Raw genomic sequence first — 19,260 nt, 5'->3', positions numbered from 1 at the left:
CGCGTCCATCCCGGCGCAGGCCACCGACTCTCCCGACGTCGCAGCCGCCCCCGAGGTGCTGCTGAAGGTCACCGGCCTGACGAAGCACTTCCCGATCACCAAGGGGCTGCTGCGCCGGCAGGCCGGCGCGGTCAAGGCCGTCGACGGGATCGACTTCGACGTCCGCCGCGGCGAGACCCTCGGCGTCGTCGGCGAGTCCGGCTGCGGCAAGTCCACCATGGGCCGCCTGATCACGCGGCTGCTCGAACCGACCGGAGGAACGGTCGAGTTCGAGGGGAAGGACATCACGCACCTGGGTGTGGCGGGCATGCGCCCGATGCGCCGCGACGTGCAGATGATCTTCCAGGACCCGTACGGCTCGCTGAACCCGCGCCACACGGTCGGCACCATCGTCAGCGCGCCGTTCAAGCTCCAGAAGGTCACCCCGGAGGGCGGCCTGAAGGCGGAGGTCCAGCGGCTGCTGTCCCTGGTGGGCCTCAACCCGGAGCACTACAACCGCTACCCGCACGAGTTCTCCGGCGGCCAGCGCCAGCGCATCGGCATCGCCCGGGCGCTCGCGCTCAAGCCGAAGCTGGTGGTGGCGGACGAGCCCGTCTCGGCACTGGACGTCTCCATCCAGGCCCAGGTGGTCAACCTGCTGGACGACCTCCAGGAGGAGCTCGGCCTCACGTACGTGATCATCGCGCACGACCTGTCGGTCATCCGGCACGTGTCGGACCGCATCGCGGTGATGTACCTGGGCAAGATCGTCGAGCTGGCCGACAACAAGTCGCTGTACGACGCGCCGATGCACCCGTACACGACGGCCCTCATGTCGGCGGTGCCGGTTCCGGACCCGCGCCGGCGCGGTGCGAAGAGCGGCCGCATCCTGCTGAAGGGCGACGTGCCGTCGCCGATCTCCCCGCCGAGCGGGTGCCGCTTCCACACGCGGTGCTGGAAGGCGACGCAGATCTGCACGACGCAGGAGCCGCCGCTGCTGGCCCTGAAGACGGGCCACCAGGTGGCCTGCCACCACCCGGAGAACGCCCCCGACCAGGCTCCGGGCGACAAGCCCCTGCCGGGGGCGGCGGACGCGGTGGACACGATTTCGGAGTAGCGGCCGAAACCCGGCGGGGCCGGGCGACCCCCGACCCCGCCGGTTCCGCTGCGCGGAGCCCCTCCGATTCACCCCTCGGCGGCCGCAGCCACCCCCGCGGTCTGTGCCGCTGCGCGGCGCGCTTCGGCTGTCGCCGCGCCCCTCCTGCTGCGTGGTGAGCCGCAGCTCCGGCCGTTCCCGCCCGCTGCCCCGGGGGGAATCCAGCCCCTCCGGCGTTTGAGGAGCAGGCCCGGGCGGAGCCCGGCGGCGGGGCCGCACGCGCATCACGCCGGGGCGCCGCACGGCACGGGGCGCCCCCGGCGAGCCCCGGCCCCCCGTCGGGCGACAATGGCCCGGTGCCCCACGATCTCTTCCCGGCGGGGATCCAGCATGCCCTGGACCTCGCCGGCATCTTCGTCTTCGCCACCGCCGGCGCCCTGCTCGCGGTCCGCAAGAACTTCGACGTCTTCGGCATCGCCGTGCTCGCCCTGGTCACCGCCCTCGGCGGTGGCCTCTTCCGCGATCTCGTCATCGGCGCCGTCCCCCCGGCCGCCTTCGGTGAGCTCAGCTTCTTCATCACCCCGCTCGTCGCCGCCGGCATCGTCTACTTCCTGCACCCCGAGGTCCAGCGGATCAACCGGGCCATCAACGTCTTCGACGCGGCCGGCCTCGGCCTGTTCTGCGTGACCGGCACGACCAAGGCGTACGGCTTCGGCCTCGGTCTCACCGCGTCCGCCGCGCTCGGCGTCGCGACCGCCGTCGGCGGCGGCGTCCTGCGCGACGTGCTGGTCAACGAGGTGCCCTCGCTGCTGCGGGACCGCGAGATGTACGCCGTCCCCGCACTCGTCGGCGCCTCGATGGTCGCCCTCTGCATCCGTTTCGAGGCCCTCACCGCCGTGACCACCGGCCTGGCGATCGTCACCACGTTCGTCCTACGGCTCCTCGCGATGCGCTACCACTGGCGGGCCCCGCTGGCCTGGAACCGCCGCTCGGCCGTGGCCGAAGAGCCGTGACAGAACCGGCCTCCAGCCAAAGCTACCGCTTAGTAGCAAGCCGGTGTACCGTCGGTTTCATGTCACATGCAGCTGCCAAGGCAACCATCGGCGACAGTGAGTTCGACCGCGACACCACCGTCACCGCCCGCGCGGACGAGCCCGGGGTGTACGACGCGGAACTCTCCGCCGGCTGGACGATCATCACCGCCGTGAACGGCGGCTACCTGCTGGCCCTGGTCGGCCGAGCCCTCTCGGCGGCCCTGCCGCACCCGGACCCGTTCACGGTCTCCGCGCACTACCTGACCTCCTCGGTGCCCGGCCCCGCCGTGATCCGCACGCAGGTGGTCCGCGTCGGCCGCACCCTCTCCACCGGCCAGGCCTCGCTGTTCCAGTACGACGAGACGGGCGCCGAGGTCGAGCGCATCCGCGTCCTCGCCTCCTACGGCGACCTCGCCCAGCTCCCCGAGGACGTCCGCACCACCGCCACCGTGCCCGTGATGCCGGCGTACGAGGACTGCCTGGGCGCCGAGGCGGGCTCGGCCCCGATCCCGGGCAGCTCCGCGATCGTCGACCGGCTCCGGCTGCGCCTGGACCCGGCGACCGCGGGCTGGGCCGTCGGCGCGCCCTCGGGCAAGGGGGAGATGCGGGCCTGGTTCGAGCTGGCCGACGGCCGCGACGCCGATCCGCTGTCGATGCTCCTCGCGGTGGACGCACTGCCGCCGACCGTCTTCGACATGGGCCTGATCGGCTGGGCCCCGACGGTGGAGCTCACCACCCACATCCGCCGCCGCCCCGCCCCCGGCCCGCTCCGGGTCTCCATCGCGACCCGCAACCTGGCCGGCGGCTTCCTGGAGGAGGACGCCGAGGTCTGGGACTCCGAGGACCACCTGGTGGCCCAGTCCCGCCAACTGGCCCGCTCCCCCCGACAGGGCTGACCGAACCCAGCCCCGCCGGCGTTTGAGGCGCGGGGTCCGGGGCGGAGCCCCGGGAAACGGAGAAAGGGCGGGGCGGGGAGCGGCTCCGCGCAGCGGCCCCCGGCCCGCACGGCCCAGACCCGCACCGGCCGGCCCGGGAAGGCCAAGACCCCGCCGCGCGCAAGCGCCCCCGACGCGACTCGTAGAATCGGGGGATCATGGCCTACCTCGACCACGCCGCAACCACGCCGATGCTGCCGGAGGCCGCCGCGGCGATGACCGCGCAGTTCTCCGCGACGGGGAACGCGTCCTCCCTCCACGCCGCCGGCCGCCGGGCCCGCCGTACCGTCGAGGAGGCCCGCGAGGCCTTCGCCGAGGCGATCGGCGCGCGCCCGAGCGAGGTGGTCTTCACCGCCGGCGGCACCGAGGCCGACAACCTCGCCGTCAAGGGCCTCTACTGGGCCCGGCGCGACGCCGACCCTGCCCGCACCCGGGTCCTCGCCAGCCCCGTCGAGCACCACGCCGTCCTCGACGCCGTCCACTGGCTCGCCGAGCACGAGGGCGCGCAGGTCGAGTACCTGCCCGTGGACCGGCACGGCCGTGTGCACCCCGAGGTCTTCCGCGAAGCCGTCGAGCGGAACCCGCACGACGTGGCCCTGGCCACCGTCATGTGGGCCAACAACGAGATCGGCACCGTCATGCCGGTGCGCCGACTGGCCGACGTCGCGGGGGAGTACGGGATTCCGCTGCACTCCGACGCCGTCCAGGCCTTCGGGCAGCTCGACGTCCGGTTCGGCGACAGCGGCCTCGCCGCACTGACCGTCAGCGGCCACAAGATCGGCGGCCCCTACGGCATCGGCGCCCTGCTCCTGGGCCGCGACCAGACCCCCGTACCCGTCCTGCACGGCGGCGGCCAGGAGCGGCACGTGCGCTCCGGGACCCTCGACGTGCCGGCCATCGCCTCCTTCGCGGTGGCGGCCGTACTCGCCGCGGAGCGGCGCGAGCGCTTCGCCGCGGAGATCGGCGCCCTGCGCGACGAGCTCGTCGCCGCCGTCCTCGCGGCCGTGCCCGACGCCGTCCTCGGGGGCGACCCCGACGACCGGCTGCCGGCCAACGCCCATTTCAGCTTCCCCGGCTGCGAGGGCGACTCCCTGCTGCTGCTGCTCGACGCCCAGGGCATCGAGTGCTCCACCGGTTCGGCCTGCACGGCGGGTGTGGCCCAGCCCAGCCACGTCCTCCTGGCAGCCGGCACCGACCCCGAGCTCGCCCGGGGGACCCTGCGCTTCTCCCTGGGACACACCTCCACCAAGGAGGACGTGGCCGCCCTGGCCGCCGCCATCGGCCCGGCCGTGGAACGCGCCCGCACGGCGGGCCTCAGCTGAGCCCCGGACCCTACGACGCCAGGCGCGACCGCACGAGGGCGATGTACCTGTCCCAGTCCCAGTGGGGGCCGGGATCCGTGTGGTCGGCGCCCGGGACCTCGGAGTGCCCCAGGATGTGCTTGCGGTCCGCCGGTATGCCGTAGCGCCGGCATATGCCGGCGGCCAGGACGGTCGACGCCTCGTACATCGCGTCCGTGAAGTCCTCCGGCCGGTCCACGTAGCCCACGTGCTCGATGCCGACGCTCCGCTCGTTCATCGAGCGGCTGCCCGCGTGGAAGGCGACGTCGAGTTCCCGCACCATCTGCTCCACATGGCCGTCCCCGCGCACGATGTAGTGCGCCGACGCCTTGTGCCACGGGTTCCTGAAGGCGTCCACCGAGGACTCGAAGCCGCCCTGCGTGACGTGCACGACGATCCGGTCCACCCGGTAGTCGTCCGGCCGGTCCGCCATCCGCCAGTTCGCCGGCGAGGCCGCCGTCCAGCTCGCGCCCGCGTGGTCGAGCTCGCCCTCCTTGCGCGGCTTGGCCACCCCCGGCACCAGCCACCAGCCCCGGCGGATCTCGTCCCGTCCGGCGATCGCCGCCACCGTGAAGACCCCGAGCCCGCCGAAGAGCACCGCCCTGCGGGTCCGGCCCGGACCTTTCCCGCCCTTGTCCCCCTGCTCGGCCATGTGATCCACCCCCCACAGCCGATAACGCGCCGTGACCCCTTGCGGTTCCCCGTACCCTGGACGGTGCTATGACTGAGAACCTGCCGCGCACCGCCCGCCCCCTCCGCGTCCTGGCCGCCATGTCCGGCGGAGTGGACTCCGCCGTCGCCGCCGCCCGCGCGGTCGAAGCCGGGCACGACGTGACCGGCGTCCACCTGGCGCTCTCCGCGAACCCGCAGTCCTTCCGGACCGGCGCCCGCGGCTGCTGCACCATCGAGGACTCCCGCGACGCCCGCCGCGCGGCCGACGTCATCGGCATCCCCTTCTACTGCTGGGACCTCGCGGACCGCTTCCGCGAGGACGTGGTGGAGGACTTCATCTCCGAGTACGAGGCCGGGCGCACCCCCAACCCCTGCCTGCGCTGCAACGAGAAGATCAAGTTCGCGGCGCTGCTCGACAAGGCCCTCGCCCTCGGCTTCGACGCCGTCTGCACCGGCCACTACGCGACCATCGTGGAGAACGAGGACGGCACGCGCGAGATGCACCGCGCCTCCGACATGGCCAAGGACCAGTCGTACGTCCTCGGCGTCCTCGACGAGAAGCAGCTGGCCCACGCCCTCTTCCCGCTCGGCGACACGGTCACCACCAAGGACGAGATCCGCGCCGAGGCCGAGCGCCGAGGCCTGGCCGTCGCGAAGAAGCCCGACAGCCACGACATCTGCTTCATCGCCGACGGCGACACCCAGGGCTTCCTCGCGAAGCGCCTCGGCAAGGCCGAGGGCGACATCGTCGACGAGGCGACCGGCGAGAAGGTCGGCACCCACGACGGCGCCTTCGGCTTCACCATCGGCCAGCGCAAGGGCCTGCGCATCGGCCACCCCGCCCCCGACGGCAAACCGCGCTACGTCCTCGACATCTCCCCGGTGAACAACACCGTCACCGTCGGCCCCGCCGAGGCCCTCGACGTCACCGCGCTGACGGCGATCCGACCCCGCTGGTGCGGCTCCACGGCCGCCGCCCCGGGCACGTACACCGCCCAGCTGCGCGCCCACGGCGGCGAGACCGAGGTCTTCGCCGAGCTGGTCGACGGCGAGCTGCGCGTCTCCTTCACCGAGCCGGTCCGCGGCGTGGCCCCCGGCCAGGCGATCGTGCTCTACGACGGCACCCGCGTGGTCGGCTCCGCCACCATCGCGACGACCACCCGGGCCACCGCCGCGTCCGTGTGAGGCCGGCCCCCGGGTGCGGGCGGCGGGCGGTGCGGCCAGACTCGGAAGTGGGGAACCCGGGGGCGGGAGGGGCAGGGGCCTCCGGGCCGTACCGCCGAGGGGACACCACATGAGGACCTCAACCCACCGCGTCCGCCGTCTGTCCGTCGCCGCCTGCGCGGCATCGCTGCTGTTCGCCGGGGCCGGAGCGGGCACGGCCGTCGCGGCCGCGCCCGGCACCGTCCGGCAGACGAGCCCCGACGAGATCGTCGCGCTGGTCAACGCCGAGCGGGCCAAGGCCAACTGCCCCGCGCTGACCGTGAACGCGAAACTCGCCCAGGCCGCGCAGGGCCACGCCGAGGACATGGCCCGCAACAACCTCACCGGCCACACGGGCTCCGACGGCTCGAACGAGGAGGCCCGGCTCGCCCGGGTCGGCTACGAGTGGAGCGCATGGGCCGAGAACGTCTCCGGCCCCGGCTACCCGGACTCCAAGGCCCACGTCGACGGCTGGATGAACAGCGCCGGCCACAAGGGCAACATCCTGAACTGCAACTTCACCGAGACGGGTGTCGGAGTCTCCGGCGACCGCGCCGTCCAGATGTTCGCCAGGCCCCTCTGACGCCCCCGCGCCCGGTCCGGGCGGTCAGGCCACGCTGAGGACGATCTTGCCGGTGGTGCGGCCCAGCTCGCCGATCTCGTGGGCCCTGGCCGCCTGCTCCAGCGGCAGCACCGTCTCGACCAGCGGACGGAGCAGGCCCTTGTCGGCCAGCGCCGCGATCTCCTCCAGCCCCTTGAGGTCGGGCTCCACCAGCACCCAGGAGGCCCGCACGCCCTGCGGGTCGGCCGGCAGGCCGTCCGGGCCGGGCAGGGTGATCAGGTGCCCGCCCGGCTTCAGGACCTTCAGCGAGCGCCGGCCGTGGTCCCCGCCGAGGGCGTCGATCACGACGTCCACGTCCTCGACGACGTCCTCGAAGTCGGTGGTGCGGTAGTCGACCACCTCGTCGGCGCCCAGCTCGCGCAGCAGGTCGTGCTTGCCCGCGCTCGCGGTGCCGATCACGTACGCGCCCCGGGCCTTGGCGATCTGCACCGCGAGGTGGCCGACGCCGCCCGCGGCCGCGTGCACCAGGACCCGCTGCCCGGCCGAGACCCCGGCCGTGTCCACCAGCGCCTGCCAGGCGGTCAGCGCCGCCAGCGGCAGCGCGGCCGCCCGCACGTGGTCCAGCGAGGCGGGCTTGCGGGCGAAGTGCCGGGCCGGGCCCACCACGTACTCGGCGTAGCCGCCGGCCTGGCGCGGGAAGCTCGGCATCCCGTACACCTCGTCGCCGGGGGCGTAGAGGGTCACGCCGGGGCCGACCGCCTCGACGGTGCCCGAGACGTCCCAGCCGACGACCGGTACCTCGCCCCAGGCGATCAGGCCGCCGCTGGCCCGCGTCTTCCAGTCGACCGGGTTCACACCGGCCGCGTGGACGCGCACCAGGATCTCGTTCAGGCCCGGCTCGGGCCGCTCGATCTCCCGCTCGACCAGGGTCTCGGGGCCGCCCCACTCGCTCACGACGATCGCGCGCATGTCTGTTCTCCTCGTTCCGTCCGGCTACGTGTCGCCGGGGCCTCCCCGGCGACACGTCCCAGACTCGGACAGCGCGGCACCCGGCGGTATTGGCCCGATGGCCACTATGTGACAGGATCTGGCCATGGACGAAAACGGCCAAACGGGTGAGATGCCTACGGTGGGCGCGACCGGCGCACGGGAGCGGCACCGGATCGCGGTGCTCGCCCTGCCCGGATTCCCCCCGTTCGAGCTCGGGATCCCCTCCCGCGTCTTCGGCAGCGCCGTCGATGAGTCCGGCGAGGCCCTGTACGAGGTCGTCGTCTGCACCGCCGACGGACGCCCCGTGCCCAGCGACGCCGGTTTCGCCCTCCAGCCCGAGGCCGGGCCCGAGGCCCTCGCCGCCGCGGACACCGTGATCGTCCCGCCCACCCACGCCATGCCCGAGCTGGCCACCGGGGCCCCGCTGCCGCCCGAGGTGGCCGCGGCCATCGCCGGCGTCCGCCCCGGCACCCGCCTGGTCTCGATCTGCTCCGGCTCCTACGTGCTCGCCGCCGCCGGACTCCTCGACGGCCGCCCCGCGACCACGCACTGGAACCTCGCCGCCGAGTTCCGCCGGGCCTACCCCCGGGTCCGCATCGACGAGGACGTCCTCTTCGTCGACGACGGCGACGTCCTCACCTCCGCCGGGGTCTCCGCCGGAGTCGACCTGTGCCTGCACCTGATCCGCCGCGACCACGGCGTCGCCGTCACCAACCGCGCCGCCCGGATGTGCGTCGTACCGCCCTGGCGCGACGGCGGCCAGGCCCAGTTCATCGACCGGCCCGTCCCCGAGCCCACCGTCGCCACCACGACCGCCACCCGCGCCTGGGCCCTGGACCACCTCGACGAACCCCTCACCCTCGCCGAACTCGCCGCCCACGCCCGGATGAGCCTGCGCACCTTCACCCGGCGCTTCCGCGACGAGGTCGGCATGACCCCGGTCCAGTGGCTCACCGGCCAGCGCCTCGAAGCGGCACGCCACTTGCTGGAGACCACGGACCTGCCCGTCGACCTGGTCGCCCACCGGTCCGGCTTCGGCTCCGGCAACTCCTTGCGCCAGCACATGCGTACCGCCTTCGGTGTTTCGCCGATCGGCTACCGGCGTACCTTCCGGGCCCGCGACATGACCCCGGAGGTCATCGCCACCGCTGCCCTTCCTTGACAAGATCGGGTCAACGAGCCGGTCGGCCGAGGAACTTGTGGAGGCACTGCCATGACCGCGTACGCCATCGGGCACATCCGCCCCGAGACGATGAACGAGGACATCCTGCGGTACATCGAGGAGATCCAGTCCACCATGGACCCCTTCGGCGGCCGCTTCCTCGTCCACGGCAAGGAGGTCGAGGTCAAGGAGGGCCCCTGGCCCGGCACGGTCGTCGTCATCGGCTTCCCGGACATCGAGAAGGCCCGCGCCTGGTACGACTCGGACGCCTACCAGGCCCTGATACCGCTGCGCACCGACCACATCGCGGGCGAGGTCATCCTGGTCGAGGGGGTCCCGGCCGACTACGACGCCACCAGGACGGCTGCGGCCCTGCGCGAAGCCGCCGGTCTCTGACGATGGGCAACCGCGCCGTCCTCGTCATCGCCGGCCCCGGGGGCCACACCCGCCACCGCTCCTCCTTCGGAGCCGTGACCCTGGCACTCGACCTCCTCGGCGGGCCGGAGGCGGCGCTGCCCTTCCTGCGCGACCACGCCGTCGAGGAGCGCTGGTACCCCGACGACGTGGTCGAGGCGGGCGTCCTCGCCGACCCGGCCCGCAGGCTCCTCCTGCTCTTCGCACAGGAGGGGCCGACCGCCTCCCCGCGCACCCGCGCCGCCGCCCTGGAACTGCTGCGGGGGACCTGGCCCGGGTGGGAGGTGCGCTGGCTGTACGACGGCCAGCGCGGGCTGCGCGCCCACCTCGGCCTCGGCCCGGGGGACGAGGAACCCGCCGCCGTGTACCCCGGCCCGGCGCTGGAGCCGGGTGACGAGGAGATCACCGACCCCGACCCGACGGTGGCCGTGGTGACCACCGCGGACGGGCGCTGCCACGTCCTGGCCCACATCGAGGACCACCCGGCCGAGGAGGGGCCCGCCCTGCTGGACCGGCTCCGCGACGCCCCGGACCACGGCGGCCACCGGCTGGGCGCGGAGGCCGGGATCCACGTGGACCCGGAGCGGCGCCGCGTCGGCTGGTGGCTGAACACGGCCCGGGTCCGTCCGGCGGCGGCGCGCTGGCCCGGCTGGACCGTGGAGTTCTGGGAGGACCGCTGGCAGGAGCACCGGCGGGCCTCCGGCGGCCGCTTCGACCCGCCCGCGCCGGACCGCGCCGCCGCGCTCGCCGCCGTACGGGACGAGGCCCTGGAGCGGTGGGCGGGGACCAGGGGCGACGTACGGGCCGGGCTCGCGGCCGCGCACCCGCACATCGTGCTCGGCAGCGGCTTCGGCCCCGCCGTCACGGCCGGACGGGCGGCCGCCGCCCGGGCCGCGATCGAGGCCGCGTACCGAAAGGCCGCCGGGGACTGACGCGCTCCGGCGGGGTGCGAGCATGGCGGTATGGCTACTCACCTGATCACCGGTGCCGGTTCCGGCATCGGCGCCGCCGTCGCCGCCCGGCTGCACGCCCGCGGCGACGACCTCGTCCTGCTCGCCCGCGACGCCGCCCGCGGCAAGCAGCTCGTCGAGCGGTTCCCCGGCGCGCGGGCGCTCGTGGGCGACCTCTCCGACCCCGACCGGCTCTCGTGGGCCTTCTCCAAGCAGGCGATGCCCGAGCGGATCGACTCCCTCCTGCACATCGCCGGCATCGTCGACCTCGGACCCGTCGGTGAGCTGCGGCCCAAGACCTGGCACCAGCAGCTCAACGTCAACCTGATCGCCCCCGCCGAGGTGACCAGGCTGCTGCTGCCCACCCTGCGCGCCTCCAAGGCCACCGTCGTCTTCGTGAACTCCGGCGCCGGCCTCACCGCCCACGCCGACTGGAGCGCGTACGCCGCCTCCAAGCACGGGCTCAAGGCCCTCGCCGACTCGCTGCGCGCGGAGGAGAAGGCCAACGGCATCCGCGTCACCTCCGTGTACCCGGGGCGCACCGCCAGCCCCATGCAGGCCAAGGTGCACTCCCAGGAGGGCAAGGAGTACGACCCCACCGCCTGGATCGACCCCGAGTCGGTGGCGACCACCATCGTCATGGCCGTCGACCTGCCGCGCGACGCGGAGGTCAACGACCTGACCGTGAGGCCCGGACGATGAGCGCGAGCGCCACCGGCATCGGCGCGCTGCCCGGCGGCGACGCCCGCGAGGCCGCCAGGACCACCACCGGTTCCTTCGAGGACTTCCCGTACCTCCCCGAACTGCCCGCCCGCGGGCCCGGCGCCGACATGATCGGCCGGTCCCTCGGCCTGCTCGTCGACATGTACGCCCACGTCGAGCCCAGCGGCTGGCGGATCAGCGACCGGCCCGGACGCGACACGCGGCGGGCCCGGTCCTGGCTCGGGGAGGACCTCGACGCCCTGGAGGAGTTCACCCAGGGCTACACCGGCAAGCTCAAGGTCCAGGTGGTCGGCCCCTGGACGCTGGCCGCCGCCCTGGAACTGCACGGCGGCGAGGCCATGCTCCAGGACGCCGGCGCCTGCCGTGACCTGGCCGGATCCCTGGCCGAGGGAGTGCGCGAGCACCTGGCGGACGTACGCAGGCGGATCCCCGGGGCGGACATCGTGCTCCAGGTCGACGAGCCGTCGCTGACGGCCGTGCTGCTCGGGCGCGTGCGGTCCGCGAGCGGGTACCGGACCTACCGGGCCGTCGACCGGCAGGTCGTCGAGGGCGCGCTGCGGGACCTCTTCGCCGTGCACGGCGGGGATGTGGTCGTGCACTCCTGCGCGTCCGACGTGCCCTTCGGGCTGCTGCGCCGGGCCGGCGCGGCAGGTGTGTCGTTCGATTTCTCTCTGCTCACCGAGCGCGAGGACGACGCCATCGGGGAGGCCGTCGAAGGCGGCGTGAAACTCTTCGCCGGAGTGGTGCCGGGCACCGACGGTCCGTTGTCGGACCCTGCCGGTAGCGTCATGGGTGTCAGGAAGCTCTGGCGCAGGCTGGGACTGGCCCCGGGGACTCTCGCGGAGTCCGTCGTGGTCACCCCGTCGTGCGGTCTGGCGGGCGCTTCACCCGGCTATGCGCGCGCGGTGCAGGCGCATTGCGTCAGGGCGGCGAGGTCGCTCGCCGACAACCCTGAGTGACGGTCGAGACGGGGCACGGGAGGACACGGCATGGCAGCCGAACAGCAGGACACGGCAGTACCGGCGGCGGTGCGTGAGCAGCACCAGCTGCTGGCCGAGCAGGTCGAGGAGCACCGCTTCCGGTACTACGTGAACGACCAGCCGGTCGTCAGCGACGCCGAGTTCGACAAGCTGCTGCGCTCGCTGGAGGCGCTGGAGGAGCAGTACCCGGAGCTGCGCACGCCCGACTCGCCCACCCAGAAGGTGGCCGGGGCGTACGAGACGGACTTCGCCTCGGTCGAGCACCGGGAGCGCATGCTCTCCCTCGACAACGCCTTCGACGACGAGGAACTGTCCGCCTGGGCCGACCGGGTCGCCCGGGACGTGAACACCCCGGACTTCCACTACCTGTGCGAGCTCAAGGTGGACGGCCTCGCCGTCAACCTCACCTACGAACACGGGCGCCTCACCCGTGCCGCCACCCGCGGCGACGGCCGCACCGGCGAGGACATCACGCCCAACGTCCGCACCATCGCCGACATCCCGGACCGGCTGAAGGGCGACCGGATCCCGGCCCTCGTCGAGATCCGCGGCGAGGTCTACTTCCCGATGGAGAAGTTCGAGGAGCTGAACGCCCGCCTCGTCGAGGCCGAGGGCAAGCCCTTCGCCAACCCGCGCAACGCCGCGGCCGGTTCACTGCGGCAGAAGGACCCGAAGGTCACCGCGAGCCGCCCGCTGCACATGGTCGTCCACGGCATCGGCGCCCGCGAGGGCTTCGAGATCGAGCGCCAGTCGCAGGCGTACGAGCTGCTCCACGAGTGGGGCCTGCCCACCGCCCAGCACAACAAGGTGGTCTCCTCGCTCGCCGAAGTCCGGGAGTTCATCGCCCACTTCGGCGAGAACCGGCACTCGGTGGAGCACGAGATCGACGGCGTGGTCGTCAAGCTCGACGAGGTCGCCCTGCAGGGCCGGCTCGGCTCCACGGCGCGCGCCCCGCGCTGGGCGATCGCGTGGAAGTACGCCCCCGAAGAGGTCAACACCAAGCTGATCGACATCAAGGTCGGCGTCGGCCGCACCGGGCGCGTCACCCCGTACGCGCAGGTGGAGCCGGTGACGGTGGCCGGTTCCGAGGTGGAGTTCGCGACCCTGCACAACCAGGAGGTCGTCAAGGCCAAGGGCGTGCTCATCGGGGACACCGTCGTCCTGCGCAAGGCGGGCGACGTCATCCCCGAGATCCTCGGCCCGGTGGTCGACCTGCGTGACGGCAGCGAGCGCGAGTTCGTCATGCCGGCCGTCTGCCCCGAGTGCGGTACGGAGCTGCGGCCGATGAAGGAGGGGGACATCGACGTCCGGTGCCCCAACGCGCAGACCTGCCCCGCACAGCTGCGCGAACGGATCTTCTACCTGGCCGGGCGCCAGAGCCTGGACATCGAGAACTTCGGCATGGTCGCGGCCGCCGCCCTGACCGGCCCGCTGGAGCCGGCGCAGCCGCCCCTGCTCGACGAGGGCGACCTCTTCAACCTGACCATCGAGGACCTCCTGCCCATCAAGGCGTACGTCCTCGACCAGGACAGCGGACTGCCCAAGCGGGATCCGAAGACCGGCGAGGAGAAGATCGTCACGGTCTTCGCCAACCAGAAGGGCGAGCCGAAGAAGAACGCCCTGGCGATGCTGGAGAACATCGCGGCCGCCAAGCAACGCCCGCTCGCGCGGATCATCAACGGTCTGTCGATCCGTCACGTCGGCCCGGTCGCGGCCGAGGCGCTCGCCCGCGAGTTCCGGTCGATCGAGCGCATCGAGCAGGCCACCGAGGAGGAGCTGACCGCCACCGACGGGGTCGGCGCGATCATCGCGGCCTCCCTCAAGGAATGGTTCGCCGTCGACTGGCACCGGGAGATCCTGCGCAAGTGGCGGGAGGCCGGGGTGCGGATGGAGGAGGAAGGTTCCGCCGAGGAGACCGGTCCGCGCCCGCTGGAGGGGCTGACCGTCGTGGTCACCGGCACTTTGCAGAGCCACACCCGGGACGGCGCCAAGGAGGCCCTGCAGAGCCTCGGTGCCAAGGTGACCGGATCCGTCTCGAAGAAGACCTCGTTCGTCGTCGTCGGGGACAACCCCGGCTCCAAGTACGACAAGGCCGTGCAGCTGAAGCTCTCCATCCTCGACGACGCCGGTTTCGCGGTACTCCTGGAACAGGGCCCGGAAGCGGCACGCGAAGCCGCCCTCCCGCTGGACGGCGGGGCCGCCGAGGAGTAAGGACGGAGTAGCGAAGGCGAACGGATGCATGGCGTACGGCCGTCCGGGCGGGCGTACGCCAGGCGCGACCGTCGGTGGTAAACGGCTGGTACAAGGCTGGTCGCAGGGCGGTGACCTGTCGGATCATCGGATGGGTGAGCAGGGGGTCCTGGTCCAAACTCACCCGTTCGGCGGATACCGTACTGATGAGGATGGCTGGGGCGCATTCGGGCAACCACTGCCGACGGCTGCCCCTGGGAGCCTCCCGCGTCCTACTGTTGAGGGGTGCGCCAGTCGTGCACGGCAGCGGGATGCGATTCCGGCCGTGATGGCATGACATCGGGGCCATCGCGTGACATCGGCATCGCCGGCTGTGAGAGGGACGGGCATGAAACCCACCGAAAGCGCCGACCCGTCACCTGAATTCGGCGGGGACATCCCGTCCATGCGGGCGGGCCGGCTCGGTGTCCTGGGTGCCAGGACACCGGACACCCGACCGCTCGACACGGGTGCGGGCGGACAGGGGCGGGGCAACGTGCTGCCCTTCCTCGTCGTGGGCCTCTCCGCCGTGGTCCTCGTCGTGGGCATCGCCTCCGCGCTGAGCAGCCGTCAGGCCCTGTTCCCCGGCGGCTCGGTCGGCTGGGCCCTGGCCCTGCTCACCGGCATCATCGTCGGCCACCTCGTCGCCCTCGGCCGCGACCGCTGGTGGGGTGGCACCGGATCGGGCGCCGCCCTCACCCTCGGCGTCCTCCTGCTCTACGGATGGGTTCCGGCCGGACTCGTCTCCCTCGCCGTCGTCTCCCTGGTCGGGGCCGCGCGCCGGCACCGGTGGCGGCAGGGGCTGCTGCACGGCTCGGTCGACGTCCTCGGCATCGGCGCGGGAGCCCTCGTCCTCTCCGCCTTCGGCGAGCGGCCGTCCGTCGAAACCCCCTGGAAGCCCACCGGCTGGGGACTGGACGCCGTCCCCGAGGTGATCCTCGTCGCCGTCGCCTACCTCCTCGTCACCCGGATCCTGCTGTGGGCCGCGCTCGCCCCGCGCGGCGGCGGCCTGCCCACCGTCGCCCGCACGGCCCTGCTCCGCCAGGCCCTGGTCGCCGTCGCGCTGCTCGGTATCGCGCCGCTGATCTGCGCCGTCGCCGTCACCCAGCCGGTGCTCCTGCCGCTGTTCGCCGTACCGCTGATCGCGCTGGACTCCACGCTGTGGATCGCCCGGGCACGCGCCGAGGAGCAGCTGCGGGACCCGCTGACCGGGCTGCCGAACCGGCAGTGGCTGCTGGAGCGGGCCTGGACCGCCCTCGACGAGGCTGAACGTTTGGGCACCCGGGCCGCCCTCGTGCTGATCGACCTGGACCGCTTCCGCGCCGTCAACGACACCCTCGGGCACCTCGCAGGCGACCGGCTGCTCCTCCAGATCGCCGAACGGCTGCGCCATGCCCTGCCCGAGGACGCCGAGGCGGCCCGGCTCGGCGGCGACGAGTTCGCCGTCCTGCTCCCCACGACCGACTCCACCACCAGCGCCCAGCGGATCGCCCGCCACCTGGTGGCCGAGCTCAGCTCCCCCCTCGACCTGGACGGCCTCACCCTCGTCCTGGAGGCCAGCGCCGGCCTCGCCGTCTTCCCCGACCACGCGCTCGACGCGGAGGGGCTGCTCCGGCGGGCGGACGTGGCGATGTACCAGGCCAAGCGCGACCGCACGGGCGTGGAGGTGTACGAGTCCAAGCGGGACAGCAACACGCCCGACCGGCTCGGCCTCCTCGGCGACCTGCGGCGGGCCCTGGACGCGGGCGAAGTGGAACTCCACTACCAGCCGAAGGTCCGCTTCGACGGCCAGGTGGCCGGGCTCGAAGCCCTGGTCCGCTGGGTCCACCCGGAACGCGGCCGGGTACCCCCCGACGAGTTCATCGCCATCGCCGAGACCTCCGGTCTGATGCCGCACCTGACGGAGTACGTCCTGGAGACGGCCCTCGCCCAGGTCGCCCGGTGGCGCGCGCAGGGCCTCAAGGTCCCGGTGGCCGTCAATGTCTCGCCGCGCGACGTCCACACCCCCGGCTTCGCCGGCGCGGTGGCCGCGCGCCTCGCCCGGCACGGCGTGCCCGCGAGCGGGCTCCAGCTGGAAATAACGGAACACGTCCTGCTGGAGGACCCCCAGCGGGCGGCCGACACCATGGCCGGCCTGACCGGGCACGGCGTGAAGATGTCCCTGGACGACTTCGGCACCGGTTACTCCTCCCTGGTCCACCTGCGGCGGCTGCCGGTCAGCGAGCTGAAGATCGACCGCTCCTTCGTGGGCCGCCTCGCGGTGGATGCCCAGGACGCGGAGATCGTGCGGTGCACGGTGGACCTGGCCCACTCCCTCGGCCTCCTGGTGGTCGCCGAGGGCGTGGAGGACGACGAGACGTGGGAGCGCCTGCGGGACCTGGGCTGCGACGCGGTCCAGGGCTGGCTGGTCGCGGCCGCCATGCCGCCGCAGGAGGCCACGGCCTGGCTCCTGGCCCGCGGCGAACGCGGCTGGCGCCGTCCGGCCGACATCACGGCGGAGCTCGCCGCCGCCGAGGCTGACGCCGTCTGACTCCCGCCGGGTGCGAGGGTGCGGCCCCGCCGCTGGGGCGCTGCCGCAGACCCCGCGCCTCAAACGCCGGCGAGGCTGGAGTGTGCCCGGACCAGGCTGGATGCCCGGAGGGCAATTCCAGCCCCGTCGGCGTTCGAGGCGCCGCCGGAGGCAGAACCAGCCCCTCCGGCGTTTGAGGAGCGGGGTACGGGGCGGAGCCCCGGTTCGGTGAGCCGCACCTGGGAGCGCCGGCCGACCACGATCCAGCCCCGCCGGCGATTGAGGCGCGGGTCCGGGTGGAGCCCGGAAGGCCCCGCGCAGCGGCCCCGCACCCGGCACTCGTGGCCAACCGTTTAGCGGCGCAGCCACCCGGCCCCATAGGATTGGGCCCGAAACCTACACACTCAAAACCCCCAGAGGATCGCTGCATGCCTGGCATCACGCGCGAGGAGGTCGCCCACCTCGCTCGGCTGGCACGTCTGGAGCTCAAGGCCGAAGAGCTGGACCACTTCGCCGGACAGCTCGACGACATCATCGGCGCGGTCGCCCGCGTATCCGAGGTCGCCGACCGAGACGTACCGCCGACCTCCCACCCGCTGCCCCTGACGAACGTCATGCGCGCGGACGAGGTCCGTCCTTCGCTCACCCCCGAGCAGGCGCTCTCCGGCGCTCCCGCCCAGGAGCAGCAGCGTTTCAAGGTGCCGCAGATCCTGGGGGAGGACTAACAGCCATGACCGACCACATCATCAAGCTCACGGCAGCCCGGACCGCCGAGAAGATCGCTTCCGGCGAGCTCACGGCCGTCGAGGTCACCGAGGCCCACCTGGCCCGCATCGACGCGACCGACGAGAAGGTCCACGCCTTCCTGCACGTCGACCGCGAGGGCGCCCTCGCCCAGGCGGCGGCCGTCGACGCCAAGCGCGAGCGCGGCGAGAAGCTCGGCCCGCTGGCCGGCGTCCCGCTCGCCCTCAAGGACATCTTCACCACCGTCGGGGTCCCGACCACCGTCGGCTCGAAGATCCTCGAAGGCTGGATCCCGCCCTACGACGCCACCCTGACGCGCAAGCTGAAGGAAGCCGACGTCGTCATCCTCGGCAAGACCAACATGGACGAGTTCGCCATGGGGTCCTCCACCGAGAACAGCGCCTACGGCCCGACGGGCAACCCGTGGGACCTGACCCGGATCCCCGGCGGCTCCGGCGGCGGCTCCGCGGCCGCGCTGGCCGCCTTCCAGGCCCCGCTCGCCATCGGCACGGACACCGGCGGCTCCATCCGCCAGCCCGCCGCCGTCACCGGCACCGTCGGCGTCAAGCCCACCTACGGCGGCGTCTCCCGCTACGGCATGGTCGCCTTCTCGTCCTCCCTCGACCAGGGCGGCCCGTGCGCCCGTACGGTCCTGGACGCGGCCCTCCTCCACGAGGTGATCGCCGGTCACGACCCGATGGACTCCACCTCCATCGACGCCCCGGTCCCGCCGGTCGTCGAGGCGGCCCGCAACGGCTCCGTCGCCGGCATGCGCGTCGGCGTGGTCAAGCAGTTCGCCGGCGAGGGCTACCAGGCCGGTGTCGTCCAGCGCTTCAACGAGTCGGTGGAGCTCCTCAAGGAGCTCGGCGCCGAGATCGTCGAGCTGGACTGCCCGTCCTTCGACCTCGCGATGGCCGCGTACTACCTGATCGCGCCGTCCGAGTGCTCCTCGAACCTGGCCCGCTTCGACGCCATGCGCTACGGCCTGCGCGTCGGCGACGACGGCACCAAGTCCGCCGAGGACGTCACCGCCCTGACCCGCGAGGCCGGCTTCGGTGACGAGGTCAAGCGCCGCATCATCCTCGGCACGTACGCGCTCAGCTCCGGCTACTACGACGCGTACTACGGTTCCGCCCAGAAGGTCCGCACCCTCATCTCGCAGGACTTCGAGAAGTCCTTCGAGCAGGTCGACGTGATCGTCTCCCCGACGACCCCGACCACCGCGTTCCCCATCGGCGAGCGCACCGACGACCCGCTCGCCATGTACCTCGCGGACCTGTGCACCATCCCGACCAACCTGGCCGGCAACTCCGCCATGTCGCTGCCCTGCGGCCTGGCCCCGGAGGACGGTCTCCCGGTCGGACTGCAGATCATTGCCCCGGCGATGAAGGACGACCGCCTCTACAAGGTGGGCGCGGCCGTCGAGGCCGCCTTCGTCGAGCGCTGGGGCCACCCGCTGCTTGAGGAGGCACCGTCGCTGTGAGCACCAGTGCACTGTCCAAGGCCAAGGGCTTCAAGAAGTCCAAGACCGGCACCTACCTGTCGATGGGCACCACCGCCTTCGGCGCGTTCAGCGTGATCAAGCAGGTCCGCAAGGCCCGCACCGAGCACGACACGCTGCAGCTGGTCGACGCCGTCGTGTCCGCCGCCGCCATCGTCACCGGTCTCGCGATCCTGTACCGCGAGCTGAAGCGCCTGGGCGACGACGACGTCCTGCTGGGCTGAGAGGGAAAGTTTC

Annotated in this window: 18 protein-coding genes; 16 read left to right on the top strand and 2 right to left on the bottom strand. The window is 73.0% G+C overall.

Translation table 11 applies throughout. From position 1 onward, the window contains the following. Nucleotides 1-7: 7 nt before the first annotated feature. The 4 genes from ACZ6Y1_RS11545 to ACZ6Y1_RS11530 all read left to right on the top strand — a co-directional run bounded on the left by ACZ6Y1_RS11545 (nt 8) and on the right by ACZ6Y1_RS11530 (nt 4,366). The gene (locus ACZ6Y1_RS11545) at nt 8-1,096 is read left to right on the top strand and encodes an ABC transporter ATP-binding protein (protein WP_469626604.1); all 1,089 of its coding nucleotides are present in this window, start codon (nt 8-10) and stop codon (nt 1,094-1,096) included. A gap of 335 nt (nt 1,097-1,431) precedes the next feature. Continuing rightward, a complete protein-coding gene (locus ACZ6Y1_RS11540; protein WP_469626217.1) occupies nt 1,432-2,088 on the top strand; it encodes a trimeric intracellular cation channel family protein in 657 nt (218 codons plus the stop codon). 59 nt (nt 2,089-2,147) lie between these two features. After that, complete coding sequence (locus tag ACZ6Y1_RS11535) at nt 2,148-3,005, top strand: thioesterase family protein (RefSeq protein ID WP_469626214.1); 858 nt, start codon at nt 2,148-2,150, stop codon at nt 3,003-3,005. 197 nt (nt 3,006-3,202) lie between these two features. After that, complete coding sequence (locus ACZ6Y1_RS11530) at nt 3,203-4,366, top strand: cysteine desulfurase family protein (protein ID WP_469626210.1); 1,164 nt, start codon at nt 3,203-3,205, stop codon at nt 4,364-4,366. A gap of 10 nt (nt 4,367-4,376) precedes the next feature. On the opposite strand, the gene ACZ6Y1_RS11525 is transcribed toward ACZ6Y1_RS11530, so the two are convergent. Beyond that, nucleotides 4,377-5,036: an N-acetylmuramoyl-L-alanine amidase gene (locus ACZ6Y1_RS11525; RefSeq protein ID WP_469626207.1), complete on the bottom strand. Its 660-nt coding sequence runs from the start codon at nt 5,034-5,036 to the stop codon at nt 4,377-4,379. A 68-nt stretch (nt 5,037-5,104) separates the two neighbouring features. On the opposite strand from ACZ6Y1_RS11525, the gene mnmA reads away from it, so the two are divergent. Both mnmA and ACZ6Y1_RS11515 read left to right on the top strand, forming a co-directional pair. After that, nucleotides 5,105-6,241 carry a tRNA 2-thiouridine(34) synthase MnmA gene (gene mnmA, locus ACZ6Y1_RS11520; RefSeq protein ID WP_469626204.1) on the top strand — a complete coding sequence of 379 codons (1,137 nt, stop codon included), beginning with the start codon at nt 5,105-5,107 and terminating at the stop codon, nt 6,239-6,241. A 109-nt stretch (nt 6,242-6,350) separates the two neighbouring features. Next, nucleotides 6,351-6,842, top strand: a complete 492-nt coding sequence (locus ACZ6Y1_RS11515; RefSeq protein ID WP_469626202.1) for a CAP domain-containing protein — start codon at nt 6,351-6,353, stop codon at nt 6,840-6,842. Nucleotides 6,843-6,866: 24 nt separating this feature from the next. Here the strand turns inward: ACZ6Y1_RS11515 and ACZ6Y1_RS11510 are convergent, their stop codons facing one another. Further along, nucleotides 6,867-7,790: an NADP-dependent oxidoreductase gene (locus ACZ6Y1_RS11510; protein ID WP_469626199.1), complete on the bottom strand. Its 924-nt coding sequence runs from the start codon at nt 7,788-7,790 to the stop codon at nt 6,867-6,869. A gap of 124 nt (nt 7,791-7,914) precedes the next feature. Between ACZ6Y1_RS11510 and ACZ6Y1_RS11505 the strand changes: the two genes are divergently transcribed. From ACZ6Y1_RS11505 to ACZ6Y1_RS11460, 10 genes are all read left to right on the top strand, one after another. Beyond that, nucleotides 7,915-8,973, top strand: a complete 1,059-nt coding sequence (locus ACZ6Y1_RS11505; RefSeq protein WP_469626196.1) for a GlxA family transcriptional regulator — start codon at nt 7,915-7,917, stop codon at nt 8,971-8,973. A gap of 51 nt (nt 8,974-9,024) precedes the next feature. Next, the gene (locus tag ACZ6Y1_RS11500) at nt 9,025-9,369 is read left to right on the top strand and encodes a DUF1330 domain-containing protein (RefSeq protein ID WP_469626194.1); all 345 of its coding nucleotides are present in this window, start codon (nt 9,025-9,027) and stop codon (nt 9,367-9,369) included. A gap of 2 nt (nt 9,370-9,371) precedes the next feature. Next, the gene (locus ACZ6Y1_RS11495) at nt 9,372-10,319 is read left to right on the top strand and encodes a hypothetical protein (RefSeq protein ID WP_469626191.1); all 948 of its coding nucleotides are present in this window, start codon (nt 9,372-9,374) and stop codon (nt 10,317-10,319) included. A 30-nt stretch (nt 10,320-10,349) separates the two neighbouring features. Continuing rightward, a complete protein-coding gene (locus tag ACZ6Y1_RS11490; protein ID WP_469626188.1) occupies nt 10,350-11,039 on the top strand; it encodes an SDR family oxidoreductase in 690 nt (229 codons plus the stop codon). Then, nucleotides 11,036-12,019 carry a methionine synthase gene (locus ACZ6Y1_RS11485; protein WP_469626185.1) on the top strand — a complete coding sequence of 328 codons (984 nt, stop codon included), beginning with the start codon at nt 11,036-11,038 and terminating at the stop codon, nt 12,017-12,019. Before ACZ6Y1_RS11490 ends, ACZ6Y1_RS11485 begins: the two co-directional genes overlap by 4 nt. A gap of 30 nt (nt 12,020-12,049) precedes the next feature. Then, nucleotides 12,050-14,251, top strand: coding sequence for an NAD-dependent DNA ligase LigA (ligA, locus tag ACZ6Y1_RS11480; protein ID WP_469626183.1), 2,202 nt, complete (start codon nt 12,050-12,052; stop codon nt 14,249-14,251). Nucleotides 14,252-14,618: 367 nt separating this feature from the next. Further along, entirely contained in the window at nt 14,619-16,799 is a 2,181-nt protein-coding gene (locus tag ACZ6Y1_RS11475) for a putative bifunctional diguanylate cyclase/phosphodiesterase (protein ID WP_469626180.1), read from the top strand. A 407-nt stretch (nt 16,800-17,206) separates the two neighbouring features. Then, a complete protein-coding gene (gene gatC, locus ACZ6Y1_RS11470) occupies nt 17,207-17,503 on the top strand; it encodes an Asp-tRNA(Asn)/Glu-tRNA(Gln) amidotransferase subunit GatC (protein ID WP_376662368.1) in 297 nt (98 codons plus the stop codon). A 5-nt stretch (nt 17,504-17,508) separates the two neighbouring features. Further along, entirely contained in the window at nt 17,509-19,005 is a 1,497-nt protein-coding gene (gene gatA / locus ACZ6Y1_RS11465; RefSeq protein ID WP_469626176.1) for an Asp-tRNA(Asn)/Glu-tRNA(Gln) amidotransferase subunit GatA, read from the top strand. A gap of 62 nt (nt 19,006-19,067) precedes the next feature. Further along, entirely contained in the window at nt 19,068-19,247 is a 180-nt protein-coding gene (locus ACZ6Y1_RS11460) for a hypothetical protein (RefSeq protein ID WP_344165909.1), read from the top strand. The last annotated feature ends 13 nt before the right edge of the window (nt 19,248-19,260 follow it).

This window comes from Streptomyces sp. NPDC053432, from assembly GCF_055585365.1.
Note: the sequence above shows the minus strand (reverse complement) of the source record. Positions and strands in the feature narration are given on the sequence as shown.